The sequence below is a fragment of the Caballeronia pedi genome (assembly GCF_001544915.2).
GTDB lineage: Bacteria > Pseudomonadota > Gammaproteobacteria > Burkholderiales > Burkholderiaceae > Caballeronia > Caballeronia pedi.
Genome location: NZ_FCOE02000004.1, coordinates 153,577 through 172,705 on the forward strand (window position 1 = coordinate 153,577; position 19,129 = coordinate 172,705).

The 19,129-nt window shown below is 62.9% G+C and carries 18 protein-coding genes; 4 read left to right on the forward strand and 14 right to left on the reverse strand.

Going from position 1 to position 19,129, the window contains the following annotated elements:
- Positions 1 to 70 precede the first annotated feature (70 nt).
- From AWB80_RS07835 to AWB80_RS07870, 8 genes are all read right to left on the reverse strand, one after another.
- The gene (locus tag AWB80_RS07835; RefSeq protein WP_061174084.1) at positions 71 to 1,243 is read right to left on the reverse strand and encodes an ABC transporter substrate-binding protein; all 1,173 of its coding nucleotides are present in this window, start codon (positions 1,241 to 1,243) and stop codon (positions 71 to 73) included.
- A gap of 262 nt (positions 1,244 to 1,505) precedes the next feature.
- Positions 1,506 to 2,684 (reverse strand): ABC transporter substrate-binding protein, encoded by a 1,179-nt coding sequence (locus AWB80_RS07840; protein WP_061174085.1) that lies wholly within the window; start codon positions 2,682 to 2,684, stop codon positions 1,506 to 1,508.
- 518 nt (positions 2,685 to 3,202) lie between these two features.
- A complete protein-coding gene (locus AWB80_RS07845; RefSeq protein ID WP_061174313.1) occupies positions 3,203 to 4,174 on the reverse strand; it encodes a branched-chain amino acid ABC transporter permease in 972 nt (323 codons plus the stop codon).
- A complete protein-coding gene (locus tag AWB80_RS07850) occupies positions 4,174 to 5,058 on the reverse strand; it encodes a branched-chain amino acid ABC transporter permease (protein WP_061174086.1) in 885 nt (294 codons plus the stop codon). The genes AWB80_RS07845 and AWB80_RS07850 overlap by 1 nt, the downstream gene beginning before the upstream one ends.
- A gap of 96 nt (positions 5,059 to 5,154) precedes the next feature.
- A complete protein-coding gene (locus tag AWB80_RS07855; protein ID WP_061174087.1) occupies positions 5,155 to 6,375 on the reverse strand; it encodes an ABC transporter substrate-binding protein in 1,221 nt (406 codons plus the stop codon).
- Positions 6,376 to 6,448: 73 nt separating this feature from the next.
- Positions 6,449 to 7,210 (reverse strand): ABC transporter ATP-binding protein, encoded by a 762-nt coding sequence (locus AWB80_RS07860; protein ID WP_061174088.1) that lies wholly within the window; start codon positions 7,208 to 7,210, stop codon positions 6,449 to 6,451.
- Entirely contained in the window at positions 7,207 to 7,986 is a 780-nt protein-coding gene (locus tag AWB80_RS07865; RefSeq protein ID WP_008352429.1) for an ABC transporter ATP-binding protein, read from the reverse strand. Before AWB80_RS07865 ends, AWB80_RS07860 begins: the two co-directional genes overlap by 4 nt.
- Before the next feature lie 361 nt (positions 7,987 to 8,347).
- Positions 8,348 to 10,024, reverse strand: coding sequence for a GMC family oxidoreductase (locus AWB80_RS07870; RefSeq protein ID WP_061174089.1), 1,677 nt, complete (start codon positions 10,022 to 10,024; stop codon positions 8,348 to 8,350).
- A gap of 115 nt (positions 10,025 to 10,139) precedes the next feature.
- On the opposite strand from AWB80_RS07870, the gene AWB80_RS07875 reads away from it, so the two are divergent.
- Together AWB80_RS07875 and AWB80_RS07880 are read left to right on the forward strand one after the other, a co-directional pair.
- Positions 10,140 to 11,042: a LysR family transcriptional regulator gene (locus AWB80_RS07875; protein WP_061174090.1), complete on the forward strand. Its 903-nt coding sequence runs from the start codon at positions 10,140 to 10,142 to the stop codon at positions 11,040 to 11,042.
- 116 nt (positions 11,043 to 11,158) lie between these two features.
- Positions 11,159 to 11,689: a class IV adenylate cyclase gene (locus AWB80_RS07880; protein ID WP_061174091.1), complete on the forward strand. Its 531-nt coding sequence runs from the start codon at positions 11,159 to 11,161 to the stop codon at positions 11,687 to 11,689.
- Here the strand turns inward: AWB80_RS07880 and AWB80_RS07885 are convergent.
- On the reverse strand, positions 11,647 to 12,150 hold the full coding sequence (locus tag AWB80_RS07885; protein ID WP_061174092.1) for an Lrp/AsnC family transcriptional regulator: 504 nt from the start codon (positions 12,148 to 12,150) through the stop codon (positions 11,647 to 11,649). The two genes, AWB80_RS07880 and AWB80_RS07885, sit on opposite strands and share 43 nt — an antisense overlap.
- Positions 12,151 to 12,399: 249 nt before the next feature.
- Positions 12,400 to 12,630, reverse strand: coding sequence for a DUF3717 domain-containing protein (locus tag AWB80_RS07890; protein ID WP_061174093.1), 231 nt, complete (start codon positions 12,628 to 12,630; stop codon positions 12,400 to 12,402).
- Positions 12,631 to 12,799: 169 nt separating this feature from the next.
- On the opposite strand from AWB80_RS07890, the gene AWB80_RS07895 reads away from it, so the two are divergent.
- Complete coding sequence (locus tag AWB80_RS07895; RefSeq protein ID WP_014192702.1) at positions 12,800 to 13,486, forward strand: response regulator transcription factor; 687 nt, start codon at positions 12,800 to 12,802, stop codon at positions 13,484 to 13,486.
- A gap of 80 nt (positions 13,487 to 13,566) precedes the next feature.
- Positions 13,567 to 15,024, forward strand: a complete 1,458-nt coding sequence (locus tag AWB80_RS07900) for a sensor histidine kinase (protein ID WP_061174314.1) — start codon at positions 13,567 to 13,569, stop codon at positions 15,022 to 15,024.
- A gap of 56 nt (positions 15,025 to 15,080) precedes the next feature.
- On the opposite strand, the gene AWB80_RS07905 is transcribed toward AWB80_RS07900, so the two are convergent.
- The 4 genes from AWB80_RS07905 to AWB80_RS07920 form a co-directional block, all read right to left on the reverse strand.
- On the reverse strand, positions 15,081 to 15,551 hold the full coding sequence (locus tag AWB80_RS07905; protein WP_061174094.1) for an SET domain-containing protein: 471 nt from the start codon (positions 15,549 to 15,551) through the stop codon (positions 15,081 to 15,083).
- Between the two features lie 179 nt (positions 15,552 to 15,730).
- Positions 15,731 to 16,843: an NADH:flavin oxidoreductase/NADH oxidase gene (locus AWB80_RS07910; RefSeq protein WP_061174095.1), complete on the reverse strand. Its 1,113-nt coding sequence runs from the start codon at positions 16,841 to 16,843 to the stop codon at positions 15,731 to 15,733.
- 96 nt (positions 16,844 to 16,939) lie between these two features.
- On the reverse strand, positions 16,940 to 17,662 hold the full coding sequence (locus AWB80_RS07915) for a glutamine amidotransferase (RefSeq protein WP_061174315.1): 723 nt from the start codon (positions 17,660 to 17,662) through the stop codon (positions 16,940 to 16,942).
- A gap of 129 nt (positions 17,663 to 17,791) precedes the next feature.
- Positions 17,792 to 18,436 carry a MarR family winged helix-turn-helix transcriptional regulator gene (locus AWB80_RS07920; protein WP_061174096.1) on the reverse strand — a complete coding sequence of 215 codons (645 nt, stop codon included), beginning with the start codon at positions 18,434 to 18,436 and terminating at the stop codon, positions 17,792 to 17,794.
- Positions 18,437 to 19,129 lie beyond the last annotated feature (693 nt).

Below are 19,129 nucleotides of genomic sequence, written 5' to 3' on the forward strand. Positions count from 1 at the left end.
TTGCCGGTGCGCCGCCCGTTCATCTTGAAAATAAGGCACGCGAACGCGCGATGAAGCGCGTTCTGTCGACTCAGTCGTTCAGCAACTTCCACTTGCCGTCGACGATCTGCACCATGACCCGCGCGCGATTGTCGAAGCCGTTGTGATCGGTCGGCGTCGTGTTCATGATGCCGTGCGACACCGGCAGGTCCTTCAGGTTTTCCAGCGCCGCGCGCAGCCCTTCGCGGAATTCCGGCGTGCCCGGCTGACCCTTCTTCAGCGCCTCGGGAATCGCGCGCTGAAGCATCTGGCCCGCGTCCCACGCGTGACCGCCGAAGGTCGACAGCGAGCCCGCGCCGTACGCCTTCTCGTACGCGTCCTTGTAGGCCGCCGACGACTTCTTCACCGGATTGCTGTCCGGCAACTGCTCGGTCACGAGCACCGGACCCGCGGGCAGGATCTCGCCCTCGCAATCCTTGCCGCACACGCGCAGGAAGTCGTTGTTGGCGACGCCGTGCGTCTGATAGACCTTGCCCTTGTAGCCGCGCTCCTTCAGCGCCTTCGCCGGCAGCGCGGACGGCGTGCCCGCGCCCGCGATCAGCACCGCGTCGGGGTTCGCGCCCATCGTCTTCAGCACCTGGCCGGTCACGGAGGTGTCGGTGCGGTTGAAGCGTTCGTTCGTGACGATCTTCAGCTTGTGCGCCGCCGCCGCCGTGTTGAACACGTTGTACCAGCCGTCGCCGTAGGCATCCGCGAAGCCGATGAAGCCCACCGTCTTCACGCCGTGCTTCTCCATGTAGCTCGCGATCGCATCGGCCATCAGGGCGTCGTTCTGCGGCGTCTTGAAGACCCACGCCTTTTTGGCGTCCATCGGCGAGATGATCGCGGCCGACGCGGCCATCGAGATCATCGGCGTCTTGCCGGCGGCGGCCGGATCGATCATCGCGAGCGAGTTCGGCGTCACCGTGGAACCGACGATCGCATCGACGTGATCTTCATCGATCAGCTTGCGCGTGTTCTGCACGGCGCGGCTCGTGTCGGAGCCGTCATCGAGCACGATCCATTCGACCGACTTTCCGCCGATCTCCTTCGGCAACAATGCGACCGTATTCTTCTCGGGAATCCCGAGCGATGCTGCCGGCCCCGTCGCCGAGAGCGTCACGCCGATCTTCACCTGGGCGAACGCCGCGCCCGCGCCTGCGAGCACGCTGCCCGCGATGGCGAGCGCAATGCCCGTCTTGATCCATGCCTTCTTCGTTTTCATTGTTCGTCTCCAAACGCGCACACTGGCGGTGCTTGCTGCGAGTTGTTATCGATGCGACTTTCGAGGCTAACCAAAGAGCCGCCCCAATCTATTTACCGCGTTACTGCGTGCCAAGGCGAGTTTTCCCTGACCGTTGCGCCGCTGCATGCGAGGCTTTGCGCCCTCTTCTTTCGCCGCGGCTTTTCACTGCCCAGCGCAGAAAAAAGGCGCGTTGTGTAGCTAACGCGCCTTTGTCTCCGAATCAGTCCATATGCGATTCTCGTCAGTTGCCCGAGAGCTTCCATTTGCCGCCGACGATCTCCACCATCACGCGTGCGCGCTGGTCCAGTCCGGAGTGATCGTTGGGGCTCATGTTGAAGATGCCGTGCGACGCCGGCAGATTCTTCGTCTCTTCGATGGCCGCGCGCAACGCTTCGCGGAACGCCGGCGTGCCGGGCTGGCCCTTCTTCAGCGCGACAGGAATCGCGCGCTGCAGAATAAGGCCCGCGTCCCACGCATGGCCGCCGAACGTCGACACCGAACCCGCGCCATACGCGCCTTCATAGGCCTTCTTGTATGTGAGCGCGGCCTGCTTGACGGGATTGCTGTCCGGCAGTTGCTCCGCGACGAGCAGCGGACCCGCCGGCAGGAACGTGCCTTCGCAGTCCTTGCCGCACACGCGCAGGAAATCGTTATTGGCGACGCCGTGCGTCTGATAGATCTTGCCCTTGTAGCCGCGCTCCTTGAGCGTCTTCTGCGGCAGCGCGGCCGGCGTGCCCGCGCCCGCGATCAAGACCGCGTCCGCGTTCTGCGACATCATCTTGAGCACTTGCCCCGTCACCGACGCGTCGTTACGCGCGAAGCGCTCGTTCGCGACGACCTTCAGCTTCGCCAGATCGGCCGCCTTCGAGAATTCCTTGAACCAGCTTTCGCCGTAGGCATCGGAAAAGCCGATGAACGCCACCGTCTTCACGCCGTGATTCGACATGTGCTGCGCGATCGCGGTCGCCATCAGGATGTCGTTCTGCGGCGTCTTGAACACCCAGGCCTTTTTCGCATCCATCGGCTCGACGATGCTCGCGGCCGCGGCCATCGAAATCATCGGCGTGTGCGTTTCAGCGGCGATGTCGGTCATGGCGAGCGAATTGGGCACGACCGTGGAACCGACGAGCGCATCGACGTGATCTTCGCTCGTCAACTTGCGCGCGTTCTTCACCGCCTGGGTGGAATCGGTGGCGTCGTCGAGGACGATGTATTCCACCTTCTGCCCCGCGACTTCTTTCGGCAAAAGCGCGACCGTGTTCTTTTCCGGAATGCCGAGCGAAGCCGCCGGACCGGTCGCCGAGACCGTCACGCCGATTTTCACGTCCGCCAAAACCTGATTGCTGAAAACCGCCGAGAAACTGATCGACATAGCCGCGACGGCCATTGCGACCGTCTTGCCGCGTAAAACCAACTTCATTGATTTGCGCCCCGTAAATCGTGTTTTGCGTGAAGAACCACCTGCCGATATGCCCGAATTTAGCGTCCGCTTCGAATCGCCGACCAGCGGGTCGGGAAATGCAGTTTAGCGGACGAGAGCGCCGTGCAGCAAGCGTTTTGAAGGGTTTCCGCTGCGCTTCGGCATTGTTTTTTCAACGCATTCGCAACGCGGCCGCACAAGGCGGAAAACCTCGGGAAAACCCGCTAAAAATCGTCCGGCGGGATTATTCGTATTATCGACGGGCAAATAAAAAAGCGCTGTTGGACTCATCCAACAGCGCTTTTCGGTCGGGCACTTTGTGCCTCATGTCTCCTCGTTCTCCACCTCAAAAATCTGGGTGCAACAGAACTAGGACGCATGTTAAAGAACGCAACACTGCGCGACAACCTAGCATTTACCCTAGTGGTGCACAAAAGCACCTCATCGGGGCGTATTTCTTGCAATACAGCGTGCTTCTCGCAATTGCACTATTGGTTCGGATCGCGAATCAAATATCTTCATCCTTGCAGCGGCCGAACCCGCGCAACGATCTCTCCGACGATCCCGCGACGGAACGCCAGCACGCACGCGATGAAGATGACGCCCGTCACGATCGTCACCGATTCGCCGAGCGAGTTGAACCACGCCACGCCCGTGATGCGCGCGATGCCGCTGCCGATATCCCCGAGCCGGTCCTCCAGCGCAACGATGATCGCCGCGCCGAGCAGCGGCCCGAACATCGTGCTCATGCCGCCGACGAGCGTCATCAGGACCACGAGACCGGACATCGTCCAGTAGGCGTCGCCGAGCGTTTCGAAGCCGAGCACGACCGTCTTGAGCGAACCGGCGAAACCGGCCAGCCCCGCCGACAACACGAATGCCAGCAGCTTGTAGCGCGAAGTGTCGTAGCCGAGCGAAATGGCGCGCGGCTCGTTTTCCTTGATCGCGATCAGCACCTGCCCGAACGGCGAATGCACGATGCGCACGATCAGCGCGAACGCGAGCAGCATCACGACGAGCACGACGTAGTAGAGCGTGATGTCGTTGCCGAGATCGACGACGTTGAAGAGCTTGCCGCGCGGCACGCCCTGCAGGCCGTCCTCGCCGTGCGTGAACGGCGCCTGCAGGAAGACGAAGTACACCATCTGCGCGAGGGCGAGCGTGACCATCGCAAAATAGATGCCCTGACGCCGGATCGCGAGCAGGCCGGCGACGAGGCCGAGCAGCGTCGCCGCCGCCGTGCCCGCGATCACGCCGAGTTCCGGCGTGAAGTTGAGCGACTGGATGGCGTAACCCGTGACATAACCCGCCGTCGCGAGGAACATCGCGTGCCCGAACGACAGCAGCCCCGTATAGCCGATCAGCAAGTTGAACGCCGCCGCGAACAGCGCGAAACACAGCACCTTCGCCATGAACAACGGATACACGCCGACAAACGGCGCCACCGCGAGGCCGATCAGCAACAGGGCGTAGAGCGCTTTTCTCTGCATCATTTTTCCTTGCCGAAGAGTCCTGCCGGGCGAATCATCAACACGATCGCCATGATGACGAAGACGACCGTCGCGGACGCTTCCGGATAGAACACGCGCGTGAAACCCTCGATCACGCCGAGCAGCAGGCCGGTGAGAATCGAACCCATGATCGAGCCCATGCCGCCGATCACGACGACCGCGAACACGGTGATGATCATCGACTGGCCCATCAGCGGCGAAACCTGAATGACCGGCGCGGCCAGCACGCCCGCGAACGCCGCGAGCGCGACGCCGAAGCCGTAGGTGAGCGTGATCATCATCGGCACGTTGATGCCGAACGCCTCGACGAGCTTCGGGTTCTCCGTGCCCGCGCGCAGATATGCGCCGATGCGCGTCTTCTCGATCACGAACCACGTCGCGAAGCACACCGCGAGCGACGCGACGACCACCCACGCGCGATAGTTCGGCAGGAACATGAAGCCGAGATTGGTCGCACCCGACAGCAGAGACGGCACGTCATAGGGCTGGCCCGACGAACCGTAGATGGAGCGGAACACGCCTTCGACCACGAGCGTGAGGCCGAACGTGAGCAAGAGCCCGTAGAGATGATCGAGCTTGTAGAGCCAGCGCAGCATCGAGCGCTCGACGAGCACGCCGAACAGCCCGACGACGAGCGGCGCGAGCACGAGCATGGCCCAGTACGGAATGCTGAGATACGAGTAGCCCATCCACGCAAGCATCGCGCCCAGCATGAAGAGCGCGCCGTGCGCGAAATTGATGACGTTGAGCAGGCCGAAGATCACCGCGAGCCCGAGGCTCAGGATCGCGTAGAACGAGCCGTTCACCAGCCCGAGCAGCAGCTGGCTCATCATTGCGGCGAGTGGAATGCCGAATATTTCCATTGAACCTGCCGTCAGAAACGTGTTGACGCGGGTGCGACGGCGAAGCGGCCCTTTCGGCCGCCCGCCGCGCGAACGCGCTTAGGCACTACCGAACGCTTACTTCCAGAGCTTGCAGCGCGACTCTGCCTTCGTGCCGAACGCCTGGTCGCCCGGAATCGTCGCGGTGATCTTGTAGTAGTCCCACGGCTCCTTCGATTCCGACGGCTTCTTCACTTCCATCAGGTACATGTCGTGGATCATCGCGCCGTCTTCGCGGATCGTGCCCTTCGCGTAGAAGTCGTCGATCTTGGTCTTCTTGAGCTGCGCCATGACCTTGTCGCTGTCCGTCGTGCCGGCCGCCTGCACGGCCTTCAGGTACGTCGTCACGGCGGAGTAGTCTGCTGCCTGCAGGCTCGACGGCATCTTCTTCATCTTGCCGAAGTACCGCTGCGCCCACTTGCGCGTGGTTTCATCCTTGTTCCAGTACCAGCTGTCCGTCGCGACGAGGCCTTGGGTCGTCTCCAGTCCCAGGCTGTGAATATCGTTGATGAAGATGAGCAGCGCGGCGATCTTCATCGACTTGGTGATGCCGAATTCCTTCGCGGCCTTGATCGAGTTGATCGTGTCGCCGCCCGCGTTCGCGAGGCCGAGCACCTGCGCCTTCGATCCCTGCGCCTGCAACAGGAACGACGAGAAGTCCGACGCGGACAGCGGATGGCGCACCTCGCCGAGCACCTGGCCGCCGTTGGCCTTCACGACATCCGACGTGTTCTTTTCGAGCGCCTTGCCGAACGCGTAGTCGGCGGTCAGGAAGTACCACGTCTTGCCGCCCTGCTTGGTCACCGCGGAACCGGTGCCCTTCGCGAGCGCCATCGTGTCGTACGCGTAGTGAACCGTGTAGGGCGAGCACTGCTCGTTGGTCAGGTTGTCCGCGCCCGCGCCGATGTTGATGTACGGCGTCTTCTTCTCCGCCGCGACTTGCGCGGTGGACAGCGCCGTCGCCGAATTGGTGCCCCCGATGATCACGTTCACGCCATCGCGGTCGATCCATTCGCGGGCGCGCGAAGCAGCGATATCGGCCTTGTTCTGGTGATCCGCGTAGACGAGTTCGATCGGCTTGCCGTTGACCTTGCCGCCGAAATCGGCGATCGCCATGCGAATGGCCTCGAGGCCGCCGGGGCCGTCGATGTCGGCATACAGGCCCGACAGATCGGTGACGTAGCCGATCTTCACGCTGTTGCCGTCGGCGGCGCTGGCGCTCGTGCTCATCACCGCCACACTCGCCGCCGCAGCCGCAAAGCACAGAGTAGAGAGGCGCGCGAGGGTCTTCTTTTTCATTCCAGTCTCCATGAGTTTTGATTCGATGCGGTGTTACTGGTGTTGCCCTGCTGATGTACTGCGCTGAAGAGAACTACACCCCGAGCAATTCGTGCAGCACTGGCATCTTCGCTTCGAGTTCCCCCGCGCCGAAATGCTCGACGATGTTTCCGTGCTCCATCACGTAAAAGCGGTCCGCGAGCGGCGCCGCGAAACGAAAATTCTGTTCGACCATGACGATTGTGTAGCCGCGCGACTTCAGCATGAGAATCATGCGCGCGAGTGTCTGCACGATGACCGGCGCGAGACCTTCCGAAATTTCATCGAGCAGAAGCAGATTCGCGCCCGTGCGCAGAATGCGCGCGACGGCCAGCATCTGCTGCTCGCCGCCCGAAAGACGCGTGCCCTGGCTGGCGCGGCGCTCCTTCAGGTTCGGGAACATCGAGTAGATCTCGTCGAGCGACATCGCGTCCTTCGCCGGGCCGATGAGCGGCGGCAGGAGCAGGTTCTCCTCGCACGAGAGGCTCGAAAAAATGCCGCGCTCCTCCGGACAATAGCCGACCCCGTAATGCGCGATCCTGTGTGTGGCAAGCCCGATGGTTTCGTTTCCCGCGACGCGAATCGAGCCCGTCCTTCGTCCCGTCAAACCCATGATGGCGCGCAGCGTGGTGGTGCGGCCCGCGCCGTTGCGGCCGAGCAGCGTCACCACTTCGCCGCGATTCACCTTGAGGTCCACGCCGTGCAGGATGTGCGATTCCCCGTACCACGCCTGCAGACCCGAAATTTCCAGCGCGGGCGCATTGTTCGCCCCGCCGTTCGCCTCGCGCGAGCGGCGCTCCTCCACGATCGTACTCATGCATGCGCTCCGGTGAGCGCCGCATCGGCGCTGCCCATGTAGGCTTCCATCACGAGCGGATTCTTCGACACTTCCGCGTAGCTGCCTTCGGCCAGCACTTCGCCGCGCTGAAGTACGGTGATGGTGTCGGAGATGCCCGCGATCACGTTCATGTTGTGCTCGACCATCAGGATGGTGCGGCCCGCCGACACTTTCTTGATCAGCGCCGTGACGCGATCGACGTCCTCGTGGCCCATGCCTTGCGTGGGTTCGTCGAGGAGCATGAGCTCGGGCTCCATCGACAGGGTGGTCGCGATTTCCAGCGCGCGCTTGCGGCCGTACGAAAGCTCGACGGTTTTCGTATCGGCGAAATCGGTGAGGCCGACTTGCGTGAGCAGGTCCATCGCGCGGTCGTTGAGCGCATCGAGCGAACGTTCGCTGCGCCAGAAATGGAACGACGTGCCCAATTGCCGCTGCAGCCCGATGCGCACGTTCTGCAAGACAGTCAGATGCGGAAACACGGCGGAAATCTGAAACGAGCGGATGATGCCGCGCCGCGCGATATGCGCCGGCCGTTCGCGCGTGATGTCCGTGCCGTTGAATACGATCTGACCCGCAGTGGGTTCGAGAAACTTCGTGAGCAGGTTGAAGCAGGTGGTTTTGCCTGCGCCGTTCGGTCCGATCAGCGCGTGGATCGATCCGCGGCGAACGCGCAGGTTCACGCCATTCACGGCCGTGAAGCCTTTGAATTCCTTTGTGAGCCCTCGCGTTTCCAGAATGGTGTCGCCGAGAATCATGTCCCCTTCCATGCGAAGTGAGACGCTGGGCAAACTGTGTTCGCCTGCGCCTTATTATTTCTTTCCGCGCGCACCGAACGTTGTCCCCATTCCGGTACTGCTTCGCTTCGCGCACCGCTGTTGCGGCCGCACAAAGTGTGCACGTGGCATGCCGAGCATCACTAATTCCGGGGCCATTGTCGCGCCAATGATGCAGCGCAATCATTGGGATTTGCACTAACTAACGAAATGCTTGGAGCCTTTGGCCATGCACGCAATAAGGGCATGACGAATGCTTATTCCCCGTGCGTATAAGCATTGCGTCATGCACGCGCCATGCCCATGTCATCCCGACATGTGGAGCGTGGGTTTCATCGATCTGTCACGCAAGCGCCGTCGCGATCACTTCCTGCGCTTCGATGCTACGACGGTCCTCGCGAATCATGTCGCTTGCGCGTTCGGCGATCATCAGCGTCGGCGAGTTGGTGTTGCCCGATGTGATGGTCGGCATCACCGATGCGTCGACCACGCGCAGCCCGCGCACGCCGATCACGCGCAAGCGGCTGTCGACGACCGCGCCCGGATCGTTGTCCGTGCCCATGCGGCACGTGCCGACCGGATGGAAGATCGTCGTGCCGATCTTGCCCGCGGCTTCGGCGAGCTCTTCCTGCGTCTGATACTGGATGCCCGGAAGAATTTCTTCGGGCGCGTATTGCGCCAGCGCGGGCGCGCCGACGATGCGCCGCGTGAGACGCAACGAATTCGCGGCGACTTCGCGGTCGCGCTCCGTCGACAGATAGTTCGGCGCGATCAGCGGCGCCGCATGCGCATCCGGCGATTCGATATGCACGCTGCCACGCGATGTCGGCCGCAGATTGCACACCGATGCCGTGAACGCGTTGAACGCATGCAGCGGCTCGCCGAAGCGTTCGAGCGACAAAGGCTGGACGTGGTATTCGACATCGGCCCGCTTGATCGATGCATCGTCGGGATTGGACTTCGCGAACGCGCCGAGTTGCGACGGCGCCATCGACATCGGACCGCTTCGCATCAACGCGTATTGCATGCCGATGAACAGCTTGCCCCACCAGTGCGCCGACAACGTATTGAGCGTACGCACGCCGTTGACCTTGTACGCCATGCGCAATTGCAAGTGGTCCTGCAGATTTTCGCCGACGCCGCGCAGGCTCTTCACGACATCGATGCCGAGCCGTTGCAGACGCTCGCCATTGCCGATGCCCGACAGTTCGAGGATCTGCGGCGAATTCACCGCGCCCGCGCTGAGGATGACTTCGCGACGCGCACGCGCGATGTAATCGACATCGCCGCCGCGATACTCCACGCCGACGCAGCGCATGCCTTCGAACACGAGACGCTGCGTATGCGCACCGGTGATCGTGGTGAGATTGGGACGCTTCATCGCTTCGCGCAAGAAAGCTTTCGCGGCGTTCCAGCGAATCCCGCCGCGCTGGTTCACTTCGAAATAACCGACGCCCGTGTTGTCGCCGCGATTGAAATCGTCGGTCGCGGGAATGCCGCTTTGCTGCGCGGCCTGCGCGAAGGTCTCAAGAATCTTCCACTTCAGACGTTGCTTCTCGACGCGCCATTCGCCGCCCGCGCCATGCCATGAATTGCCGCCGCCGTGATGATCTTCGCTGCGCACGAACACGGGCAGCACCGAATCCCACGACCAGTTCGGATCGCCGCTGACATGCGCCCACTCGTCGTAATCTTCGCGCTGGCCGCGCATGTAGATCATGCCGTTGATCGACGAGCATCCGCCGAGCACGCGTCCGCGCGGATACGCGAGCGTGCGGCCGTTCAGACCCGCTTCGGCCTGCGTCTTGTAGAGCCAGTCCGTGCGCGGATTGCCGATGCAATACAGATAGCCGACCGGAATGTGGATCCAGTGATAGTCGTCCTTGCCGCCGGCTTCGAGCAGCAGCACGTTCACGTCCGGATCTTCGGTGAGCCGATTCGCCAGCACGCATCCCGCCGTGCCCGCGCCGACGATGATGTAGTCGAATTCACCTTCCAGCTTGCGCGCGTTCTGTTTCATCGATGTCTCCTTCGTACGCCGTCTCGTGCGACTCAACCCGAGCGTACTGCCGGATGCGCCCCCGAATCCAATGAGATATGTTCAACTGGGATATAAGAAGCTTTAATATCAGCCGATGGACTACACCCTACTGCGCGCCTTTATCACTGTTGCACGCGAAGGCAATCTGACGCGTGCCGCCGCGCAACTGCATCTCACGCAGCCGGCCGTCAGCCTGCAGATCAAGAACCTGCAGGAGATGCTGGGCGTCGTGCTGTTCTCGCGCACGTCGCACGGTCTGCTGCTGACGCGCGATGGCGAAGCGCTGCTGCCGCACGCCGAACGCGCGCTCGCCGCGGCCGCCGACGTGCAGCGCGCGGCGGCCGCGCTACGTCATGAAGTGAGCGGCACGCTTCGCATCGGCACGATTCTCGATCCCGAGTTTCTGCGCCTCGGCGGCTTTCTGCGCCAACTGGTGGAGACCCATCCGCGCATCGAGACGTCGCTGCGGCACGGCATGTCGGGCTGGGTGCTGGAGCGCGTGCGGGCGCGCGAGCTGGACGTGGGCTATTACATCGGCGATCCGGCTATCGACGGCACGCGTGATGGTGAGCGCTTTCACGTCGTCAGGCTCACGCCGTTTCTGTATCGCGTGCTCGCGCCGGCGGGCTGGCACAACCGCGTCAACAAGGGCAAACGGAGCTGGGCGGCGCTCGCCAAGCTGCCGTGGATCTGGACGCCGCCCGAATCCGCGCATAACCGGCTCCTGTCGCGCATTTTTCGCGAGGCCGGCGCGATGCCGGTGATCGTCGCGGAGGTGGATCAGGAGCCGTCGATGCTCGATCTCGTGAAATCGGGCGTCGGGCTTTCGCTCGCGCGGGATTCGATCGCGCTCGCACAGGCGCATGCGCATGCGCTGACGATCGTCGAGGGCGTCACCGTGCCGACGCAGCTGTCCTTCGTCACGCTCGCGGAGCGCCGCGAGGAACCGGCGATCGCAGCGGCGCTGCGGCTGATCGACGCACAATGGGCCGTCTGAGAAGACATCTCGGTGGAAATACCGGGTCGGCGCGCAGGTGCATTCAAGCGGGCTTCATCGAATGTTTGCTAGGCTGAGCCCTCGCTCATCCATCCCATTGTGTTCGAGGAGCCTTCATGGCACGCAACATCGAAATCAAGGCGCGCGCGCATCGATTCGAGCAACTCCGCGAGCGCGCGGCCGCGCTCGCCCCCGACGCACCGCTGGTTTTCCGCCAACAGGACTTCTTCTACGACGTGCCCACCGGCCGCCTCAAGCTGCGCCAGTTCGACGACGGCACGCCGTCCGAGCTGATCTTCTATCAGCGCGACGACCGCGACGGCCCGAAAGTCTCGTACTACTCACGCAGCCCGGTCACGAATCCGGAAGCAATGCACGCGCTGCTCGCGCAGGCGCTGACGACGCGCGGCATCGTCTCGAAGGAGCGGCACGTGTATCTGGTCGGGCGCACGCGCATTCATCTGGACCGGGTAGACGGCCTCGGCGATTTCGTCGAACTGGAAGTGGTGCTCGGCCAGGACGACGACGAAGCCGGCGGCGAACAGGAAGCGCACGCGATGTTCGCGCGCCTCGGCGTCGCGCAGACGGACCTCGTGCCGCTCGCTTACGTGGATTTGCTCAGTCCTGGGTCATCCTCGGCCAGATGAGTGAGCGGCAACGGGCCATTGCGCTTGAACGTCGTCAGTACGATGTTCGAGCGCACGCTGTCGACGCCCGGCACACGCATCAGTTTTTTCATGACGAAGCCTGAGAGCGCGTTCAGATCCGGCGCGACGATCCGCAGCAGATAATCGGCATCGCCGACGGTCGCGTGACATTCGAGCACTTCGGGCAGCATCTCGATCTGCTGCTGAAACTGCTCGATGATCGAATCCCCGTGATGCTTCAATTTCAGGCTCGTGAATGCGGTCACGCCGAGACCGAGCTTCTCAGGCCGCAATACCACCCGATACCCTTCGATAACCCCAGTCGCTTCCAGCCGCTGCAGACGCCGCCCGATCTGCGATGGCGAGAGCGGCACTTGCTCGCCCAGTTGCTGATGCGTGGCGCGCCCGAAACGCTGAAGGACGTCGAGCAGGGCGAGGTCGAAATGATCGAGTTCGAGCATGAGGCGGATGCGCGCGGAAACCGTAGTGAATGCGACTTTATCGCATTAACGCTCCCTACCTCACAAACCCTTTGCGCAAAAGGGCCGTTTCGCGCACACTTTACGAATTCATTACGGCGGCAAACAAGGTAACACGCGTGTTACCAACCATGACATCGCTGAAAGGCGGAATCAACGCGGATTTTTGACGAATCAGCGCAAATGCAAGCATTCGAGCATTAAACAGAAAGCTTGAACGTCAAATACCTTTCAGTTCCGAATGCCATTCTTGAAGCACGCGTAAGCTTCCCACGCGGCGCGCGCCTCGTCGTCGAGTTGCTCGGGCGTCGTGCTGGACTGACGCTGTACAATCAGCAGCGCATAGGGCCTGGACAGCGCGCTCGCCTCCTTGCAGAGGCTGAGTTCGTCGCCGCTCGACGGGGAGCGGCCGCGCCAGTAGTTGATCGCGGCTTCGAGTTCGTGGATCGGGATGACAGCCATGTCCGGGCAGAAATACAAAGGTGTACGGCCGCACGCGGCTTCCGGGATACGGTCGCGCAACGCCGCATGAGATGTGAGTTTTAACCGGCTCGAGCCCGCGCCGCCTCGTCGTGCAAGTCACCGACCGCCCCGCCCGCCCGAGCTCAACCCATTGTACTTGAGCGACTCCATGCGAATCCTTCTGATCGAAGACGACCGCCCCATCGCGCGCGGCATTCAAAGCAGCCTCGAACAATCCGGCTTCACGGTAGACATGGTGCACGACGGCATCTTCGCCGAGCAGGCGCTCGCGCAGAACCGCCATGAACTCGTCATTCTCGATCTCGGCTTGCCCGGCATCGACGGCATGACGCTGCTCTCGCGTTTCCGCCAGAGCAACCGTCACACGCCGGTGATCATCCTCACCGCGCGCGACGAACTGCACGATCGCGTGCAAGGCCTGAACAGCGGCGCCGACGACTACATGCTGAAGCCGTTCGAGCCGCAGGAACTGGAAGCGCGCATCCGCGCCGTGATGCGCCGCAGCGGCCCGCACGGCGACGTGCCGCGCCCCGAGGTATCGCTCGGCGGCTTGCGCCTCTCGGGTGTCGATCGCCGCATCTTCAACGACGAACGTCCGCTCGAACTCTCGCCGCGCGAATTCGCGGTGCTCGAAATGCTCCTGCTGCGTCATGGCCGCGTCGTGAGCAAGGCGCAATTGCAGGATCACCTGACGCACTTCGGCGGCGATCTCGGCGATACGGCCATCGAAGTCTATGTGCATCGCGTGCGCAAGAAGCTCGAAAACACGCGCGTGGAGATCGTGACGGTTCGCGGTTTCGGCTATCTGCTTCAGGAGATCCGGCAAGCGGCGTAATGCTTCTGCCGTAGACCGCCTTGCGATTTCCCACCCGCCGCGCGGGCGACCAGCGTTTCGCCCGCGAAGACTGGCTCGATCTGGCGCGCTCGAAAGCCGCCGAGACGCCGGTGCCTCCGAGTCTGCGGCGCACGCTGCTGCGCCGCCTCGCCGCGCCGCTGTCCCTGCTCGCGCTGATGAGCGGTCTCATGGCGTACTGGCTCGCCTGGCAGTACACGCAACATGTGGTCGACCGCTCGCTCGCGGATCTCGCCACCGCGATCTCAAAGCAGATCCAGCTCGCGGGCGTCGATGCCCCCGTCACCGTGCCGCCGCTCGCGCAGGCGATGTTCTCCGATCCCGTCGAACAGCTCATCTACCGCATCAGCACGGGCGACGAGGAAATCGCCGGCGAGCCCGATCTGCCGCTCACCGGCACCAGCGTGCGGCGCATTCATTACGCGTACGTTTTCGAGACGCACTTTCAGGGCGTATCCGTGCGCGCGGCGCAAGTGCGCGTGCCGCAGCCGACGGGCAATCCGATCGTCGTCGAGGTGGCGCAGCGCGTGGGCTCGCGATATCGCATCGCGGTGGAATTCCTGATCGCGATCATGATGCCGTTGCTGTTGCTGCTGCTCGCCGGCTGGGTGATCGTCTGGCGCGTCGTGAATCAGCAATTGAATCCGCTCACCGATCTCGCCGACACGCTCAATCAGCAGACCCACATCTCGCTCGAACCGGTCGATGAAACTTTCGTGCCGAGCGAAATCCGCCCGCTCACGAGCGCGATGAACGGCCTGCTCGTGCGCCTGCAGGCCGCGCTCGACGCGCAGCGCAAATTCATCGCCGATGCCGCGCATCAGTTGCGCACGCCGCTGACCGCGGTCAAGCTGCACGCGGAACAGGCGCTCAGCTCGCGCGATCCCGCGAAGGCGATCGAAGCGGTCAAGGAGCTGCGGGCATCGGCGGATCGTGCGGTGCGTCTGTCGAACCAGTTGCTTTCGCTCGCGCGCGCCGAACCGGGCGAACAGGCCGCGCGTTTCGCCGATTTCGATCTCGCCGCGCTCGCTTTCGAAACCGGTGCCGAATGGGTGCCGCGTGCGCTCGCCGCGCGTGTGGATCTCGGCTTCCAGCGTCTCGACGATCCCGACAACGAGCATCCGCTGATCGTGCGCGGCAACATCGTGCTCAGCCGCGAAGTGCTCGCGAACCTGATCGACAACGCGCTCAAATACATTCCGCCGTTTCGCGCCGAAGGCGCGCGCATCACGCTGACGGTCACGGAATGGCACGACGCGAACGGCCGCCGCTTCGGCGAAGTCGTCGTGGAAGACAACGGCCCCGGCGTGCCGCCGGATCAGCAGCCGGATCTCTTCAAGCGCTTTTTCCGCGGCGACGGGCAAAGCGTCGAAGGCGGCGCGGGCCTCGGGCTCGCGATCGTTCACGACATCATGGTGTTGCACGGCGGCACCGTGCACTACGAGGACGCGCCTGAAGGCGGTGCGCGTTTCATCGTGCGCATGCCGCTGAAGGAAGAGAAGCCGCCCGTCGCGGAATGAAAAAGAGCCACGCGTTTGCGTGACTCGTTCGAACCGAAGCAGCGCGTGCGCGCGGCCTACTTTTTCTTCTTTTCCTTTTCCTTCTTTACCGCGAGCATCGTGCCGCGGCACTTCTTCGCGCCGCATCGGCACTCGTATTCCTGCTTGAGCTTCTTCGTGATGCGGCCGTCGATGACGAGTCCGTAGTCGTAGTTCAACTCTTCATCCGCCTCGATGGCGCGCAGCGCGTGAATGAACACGCGGCCTTCGACTTCCTCGGCCTCGCAATTCGGCGCGCACGAGTGATTGATGTACTTCGCGCTGTTGCCGTCGATCTTGCCGTCGATCACGCGGCCGTCGTCGAGTGCGAAGTAGAACGTGTGGTTCGGCTCTTCGGGATTGTGGGGATGGCGGCGCAGCGCTTCCTTCCACGAAATGCGCTCGCCCTTGTATTCCATCACCTGCTCGCCCGCGGCAATCCGCTTCACGGCAAACACGCCCTTGCCATGTACGCCGGAGCGGCGAACGGTGACCCTGCGTGAACTCATCGAACGAATCCTTAAATAACGCTTCGCTCCCGCGCGATCGGGATGAACCTCGGGATGAAAAAAAACGCGGTGGCCTCGACGGCGCCGCGTTCGCTCGGTTGAACGCTCACGCTCAACAGACCGGTATCCTACACTCCCGGCGCGTGAATGCTCAACCGTCTGGATGATGTTCGCGCTTTTCAGCGTTGCCCGATGGTGATCTCGCCAAAGAGATTCTTCTGATCGCGCGGCTGCGAGCGCCAGTACTGCGGCGGCGCCGTGACGGTCGCGCCGAGCTCGGCCGCCGCGTGCCACGGCCAGCGCGGATCGTAGAGCATCGCGCGCGCCATCGCGACGTAATCGGCCTGGCCGCTCGCGACGATTTCCTCCGCTTCCTTCGCCTCGGTGATCAGTCCGACCGCGACGGTGTTCACGCCCGTGGCTTCCTTCACGGCCTGCGCGAACGGCACCTGATAACCCGACGACAGCGGAATCTTCTGCAACGGCGACACACCGCCCGACGATACATCGACCCAGTCGACGCCGCGTTTCTTCAGCTCCGACGCGAACGCGATCGTGTCTTCGATGCCCCATCCGCCCTCGACCCAATCGGTCGCGGAGACGCGCACGCCAACGGGTTTGTCGGAGGGAAACGCGGCGCGCACGGCATCGAAGATTTCGAGCGGGAAACGCATGCGATTTTCGCGCGAGCCGCCGTATTCGTCGGTGCGCTGATTGGCGAGCGGCGACAGGAACTGATGCAGCAGATAACCATGCGCGCAATGCACCTCGATACCGTCGATGCCGAGCCGCGCCGCACGCTTCGCCGACGCGACGAACGCTTCCTTCACGCGAATCAGGCCAGCGGCGTCGAGCGCGAGCGGCGGCGTTTCTTCCGGCTTGTGCGGCACGGCGGACGGCGCGAAGGTCATCCAGCCGCCATCGGCGACGGAGATCAGTTGGCCGCCTTCCCACGGCTTGCGGCTCGATGCCTTGCGGCCCGCGTGCGACAACTGCATCGTCACCGCGATCTTAGAATACCGCCGGATCGCGGCAAGCACCGGACGCAGCGCGGCTTCGGTGACGTCATCCCAGAGGCCGAGATCGCCCGGCGTGATGCGGCCGTCCGGCTCGACGGCCGTCGCCTCGATAAACAGCATGCCCGCGCCCGACAGCGCGAGCTGGCCGAGATGGATCATGTGCCATGCCGTGGCTTCGCCGCGCTCGGCGGAGTACTGACACATCGGCGACACAAAAATGCGATTGGGAATCTGGAGGCTGCGGAGGGTCGTGGGATTGAACAGCGCGCTCATGGCGGTGGCTCGTCGCAAGAAGTAAGCGATCGAGAATAGCACCGCGAATCGCGGCGTGCAGAACGCCCGCCGCCCGATGCTTCATACCATCACACGTCAGCGCGTCGCCACGGTGAAGCGGTCGAGCCATTCGCCGAACATCGCGCGCGCCGCGCGTTCGAGATTCGCGCCGTGACGCGCGGTTTCCTCGCGCAGCGCGGCAACGGTGCTGCCGCTCCTCGCGATATCGCCGGGATAGGCGACCAGCCAGCTCTCGAAGCGCTCCGTCAACACTTCCGGATGACATTGCAGCGCGAGCACGTGATCGCCCCAGGCGAACGCCTGATGTGCGCAGACATCGGTGGATGCGAGCAGCGTCGCGTCCTTGGGAAGATCGAAGGTATCGCCGTGCCAGTGAAAGACGGGCACGGCGGCGCCGTCGGCTTCGAGATGACGCAGCGCGGACGCGCGGCCCGCGTCGGTCAGCCTGAGCGGTGACCAGCCGAGTTCGAACTGGCCCGACGGATACACCCGCGCGCCGAGCGCCCGCGCGATCAGCTGTGAGCCGAGACAGATGCCGATGGTCGGCAAGCCCGCCGCGATGCGCTTTTCGAGCATCGACAGCAGCGGCGCGAGATGCGGATAGTGCGCGTCCTCGTATGCCCCGATCGGCCCGCCAAGCACGACGAGCAGCGAGGGATCGAGAGGGTTGGGCGCGTCGATGCGGCCGCGCCCGACGTCCAGATAGCGCACCAGGTGGCCGCGGTCGCCGAGCACGTGTTCGAGGCTGCCCAGATCTTCGAAATAGACGTGGCGAATCGCCAGGACTTCATGTTTCATCGGCGGCATTCTCGGACGGAGTTGTGACGAGCCGCGCCTCGCTGTGAGGCGCGACGGGCACAGTCTAACCGACTCGCCGCGGCCTCACAGCGCCAGATGACGCCAGATGCTGCTACCGACCGACCGCGCTCAGGCGAGCTGGGCGAAGATTTTCCAGCTCTTCTTCTGCGTGGCGAGGTCGGCTTCTTCGTATACCGAACAGTCGAGACGCAGATCGGTATCCGCCATGTCGAGGTGCAGAAGCGCGCAGTGATGCGGCGTCTTCTTCGGATTCTTGCTCGCTTCGAAGTGCGAGCAGGACAGGCACATGCGATGCGCCGGAATCTGCTGCTGCGATTCGAGCTGACGGATCGTCTTCAACAGCGTGCGATAGAACGCCACCTGCTCGTCCTCGCGCAGCGTGCCGACCGCCTTCGCGAGGAAGTCCGGCCATTGCAGCGCCTTTTTCGCAGCCGTGCGGCCACGCGCTGTCAGACGCACCGCGAGCGCGCGGCCGTCGTCGAGCGCGCGACGTTTCTCGACGAGACCTTTGCCTTCGAGCGTGCTCACCGCATCGCTCGTCGTGGCGGCGGTCAACGCCGTTTCACGCGCGATCTCGCCGAGGCGCATCGGCCCCTTGCGCTGCATCAGCAGAACGAGAATTTCACCCTGGGTCGGCGTCAGCCCCGCGCCTTCCGCCCATTCCCATGCCTGGCTGCGCATCGCGGTGCTCAGCCTCAGCAGGCCGTGGGTCACCCGCCCCGTCGCCTGCTCTCCGTAAACGCCTTCACTCATAATCTTTCGCTTGTTGTTCCGCTTATGTGTTCTGACGGCCCGTTCGCGCAACCGCCGCGAACACCTCGTTCGAAATGTCGCCCGCAGAATGTACTCCGAACCCCTTGCGAGCTGCCCTTCGTTCTCGGTCCCCGCCGTCTCAAAATTCAGGCGTGCCAACCCAATTAGCGGTGCCTGAATGGGGACGTTGCTACCCTCTTCGTTATGCGCCGTCTTATGTTGCTGCCAGTGGCGCTGTTTTCCTGCCGACTATAACGCCATATCCGCAGAGTCGCCATTCTAAGCGACATAGAACAAACGTACACCTTAATTATCCACGCAGAACTGTGGATAACCCGTGGAAAAGCGTGTTCTTTGTATGTGGACGTATTCTTGATAACACTTAACGCGCCGTCAAGCGACTTTCCGTTGTCCCGAATGTCATCTCGCGACGCACAAAGACCCCGCATGGTTATCGTCCTGCTAGCTGGTTGACTTTGCACTGCTTTTTGACGTTTTCCACAGCGAGGCACGGGACTTGTTAACTACTATTACGTATGTATACGGATTTCCTGAAGTAAACCTTAGCGACACCGAATCAGTTCTCCTTCTGACGGCGCACGTGATGCAAATGTTTCATACGAACCAGAGAAAAAGGCCGCTTCGAAGCGTATCGAAGCGGCCTTTCGTCGTGATTCGCTGATCTTTCTCAGC

Coding starts and splice junctions, on each gene's coding strand:
- AWB80_RS07855 (WP_061174087.1), bottom strand. CDS start 6,375: ATGAAAAAGAAGACCCTCGCGCGCCTCTCTACTCTGTGCTTTGCGGCT.
- AWB80_RS07910 (WP_061174095.1), bottom strand. CDS start 16,843: ATGAGCGCGCTGTTCAATCCCACGACCCTCCGCAGCCTCCAGATTCCC.
- AWB80_RS07870 (WP_061174089.1), bottom strand. CDS start 10,024: ATGAAACAGAACGCGCGCAAGCTGGAAGGTGAATTCGACTACATCATC.
- AWB80_RS07840 (WP_061174085.1), bottom strand. CDS start 2,684: ATGAAGTTGGTTTTACGCGGCAAGACGGTCGCAATGGCCGTCGCGGCT.
- AWB80_RS07835 (WP_061174084.1), bottom strand. CDS start 1,243: ATGAAAACGAAGAAGGCATGGATCAAGACGGGCATTGCGCTCGCCATC.
- AWB80_RS07875 (WP_061174090.1), top strand. CDS start 10,140: ATGGACTACACCCTACTGCGCGCCTTTATCACTGTTGCACGCGAAGGC.
- AWB80_RS07905 (WP_061174094.1), bottom strand. CDS start 15,551: ATGAGTTCACGCAGGGTCACCGTTCGCCGCTCCGGCGTACATGGCAAG.
- AWB80_RS07890 (WP_061174093.1), bottom strand. CDS start 12,630: ATGGCTGTCATCCCGATCCACGAACTCGAAGCCGCGATCAACTACTGG.
- AWB80_RS07850 (WP_061174086.1), bottom strand. CDS start 5,058: ATGGAAATATTCGGCATTCCACTCGCCGCAATGATGAGCCAGCTGCTG.
- AWB80_RS07920 (WP_061174096.1), bottom strand. CDS start 18,436: ATGAGTGAAGGCGTTTACGGAGAGCAGGCGACGGGGCGGGTGACCCAC.
- AWB80_RS07895 (WP_014192702.1), top strand. CDS start 12,800: ATGCGAATCCTTCTGATCGAAGACGACCGCCCCATCGCGCGCGGCATT.
- AWB80_RS07865 (WP_008352429.1), bottom strand. CDS start 7,986: ATGATTCTCGGCGACACCATTCTGGAAACGCGAGGGCTCACAAAGGAA.
- AWB80_RS07880 (WP_061174091.1), top strand. CDS start 11,159: ATGGCACGCAACATCGAAATCAAGGCGCGCGCGCATCGATTCGAGCAA.
- AWB80_RS07860 (WP_061174088.1), bottom strand. CDS start 7,210: ATGAGTACGATCGTGGAGGAGCGCCGCTCGCGCGAGGCGAACGGCGGG.
- AWB80_RS07885 (WP_061174092.1), bottom strand. CDS start 12,150: ATGCTCGAACTCGATCATTTCGACCTCGCCCTGCTCGACGTCCTTCAG.
- AWB80_RS07915 (WP_061174315.1), bottom strand. CDS start 17,662: ATGAAACATGAAGTCCTGGCGATTCGCCACGTCTATTTCGAAGATCTG.
- AWB80_RS07845 (WP_061174313.1), bottom strand. CDS start 4,174: ATGCAGAGAAAAGCGCTCTACGCCCTGTTGCTGATCGGCCTCGCGGTG.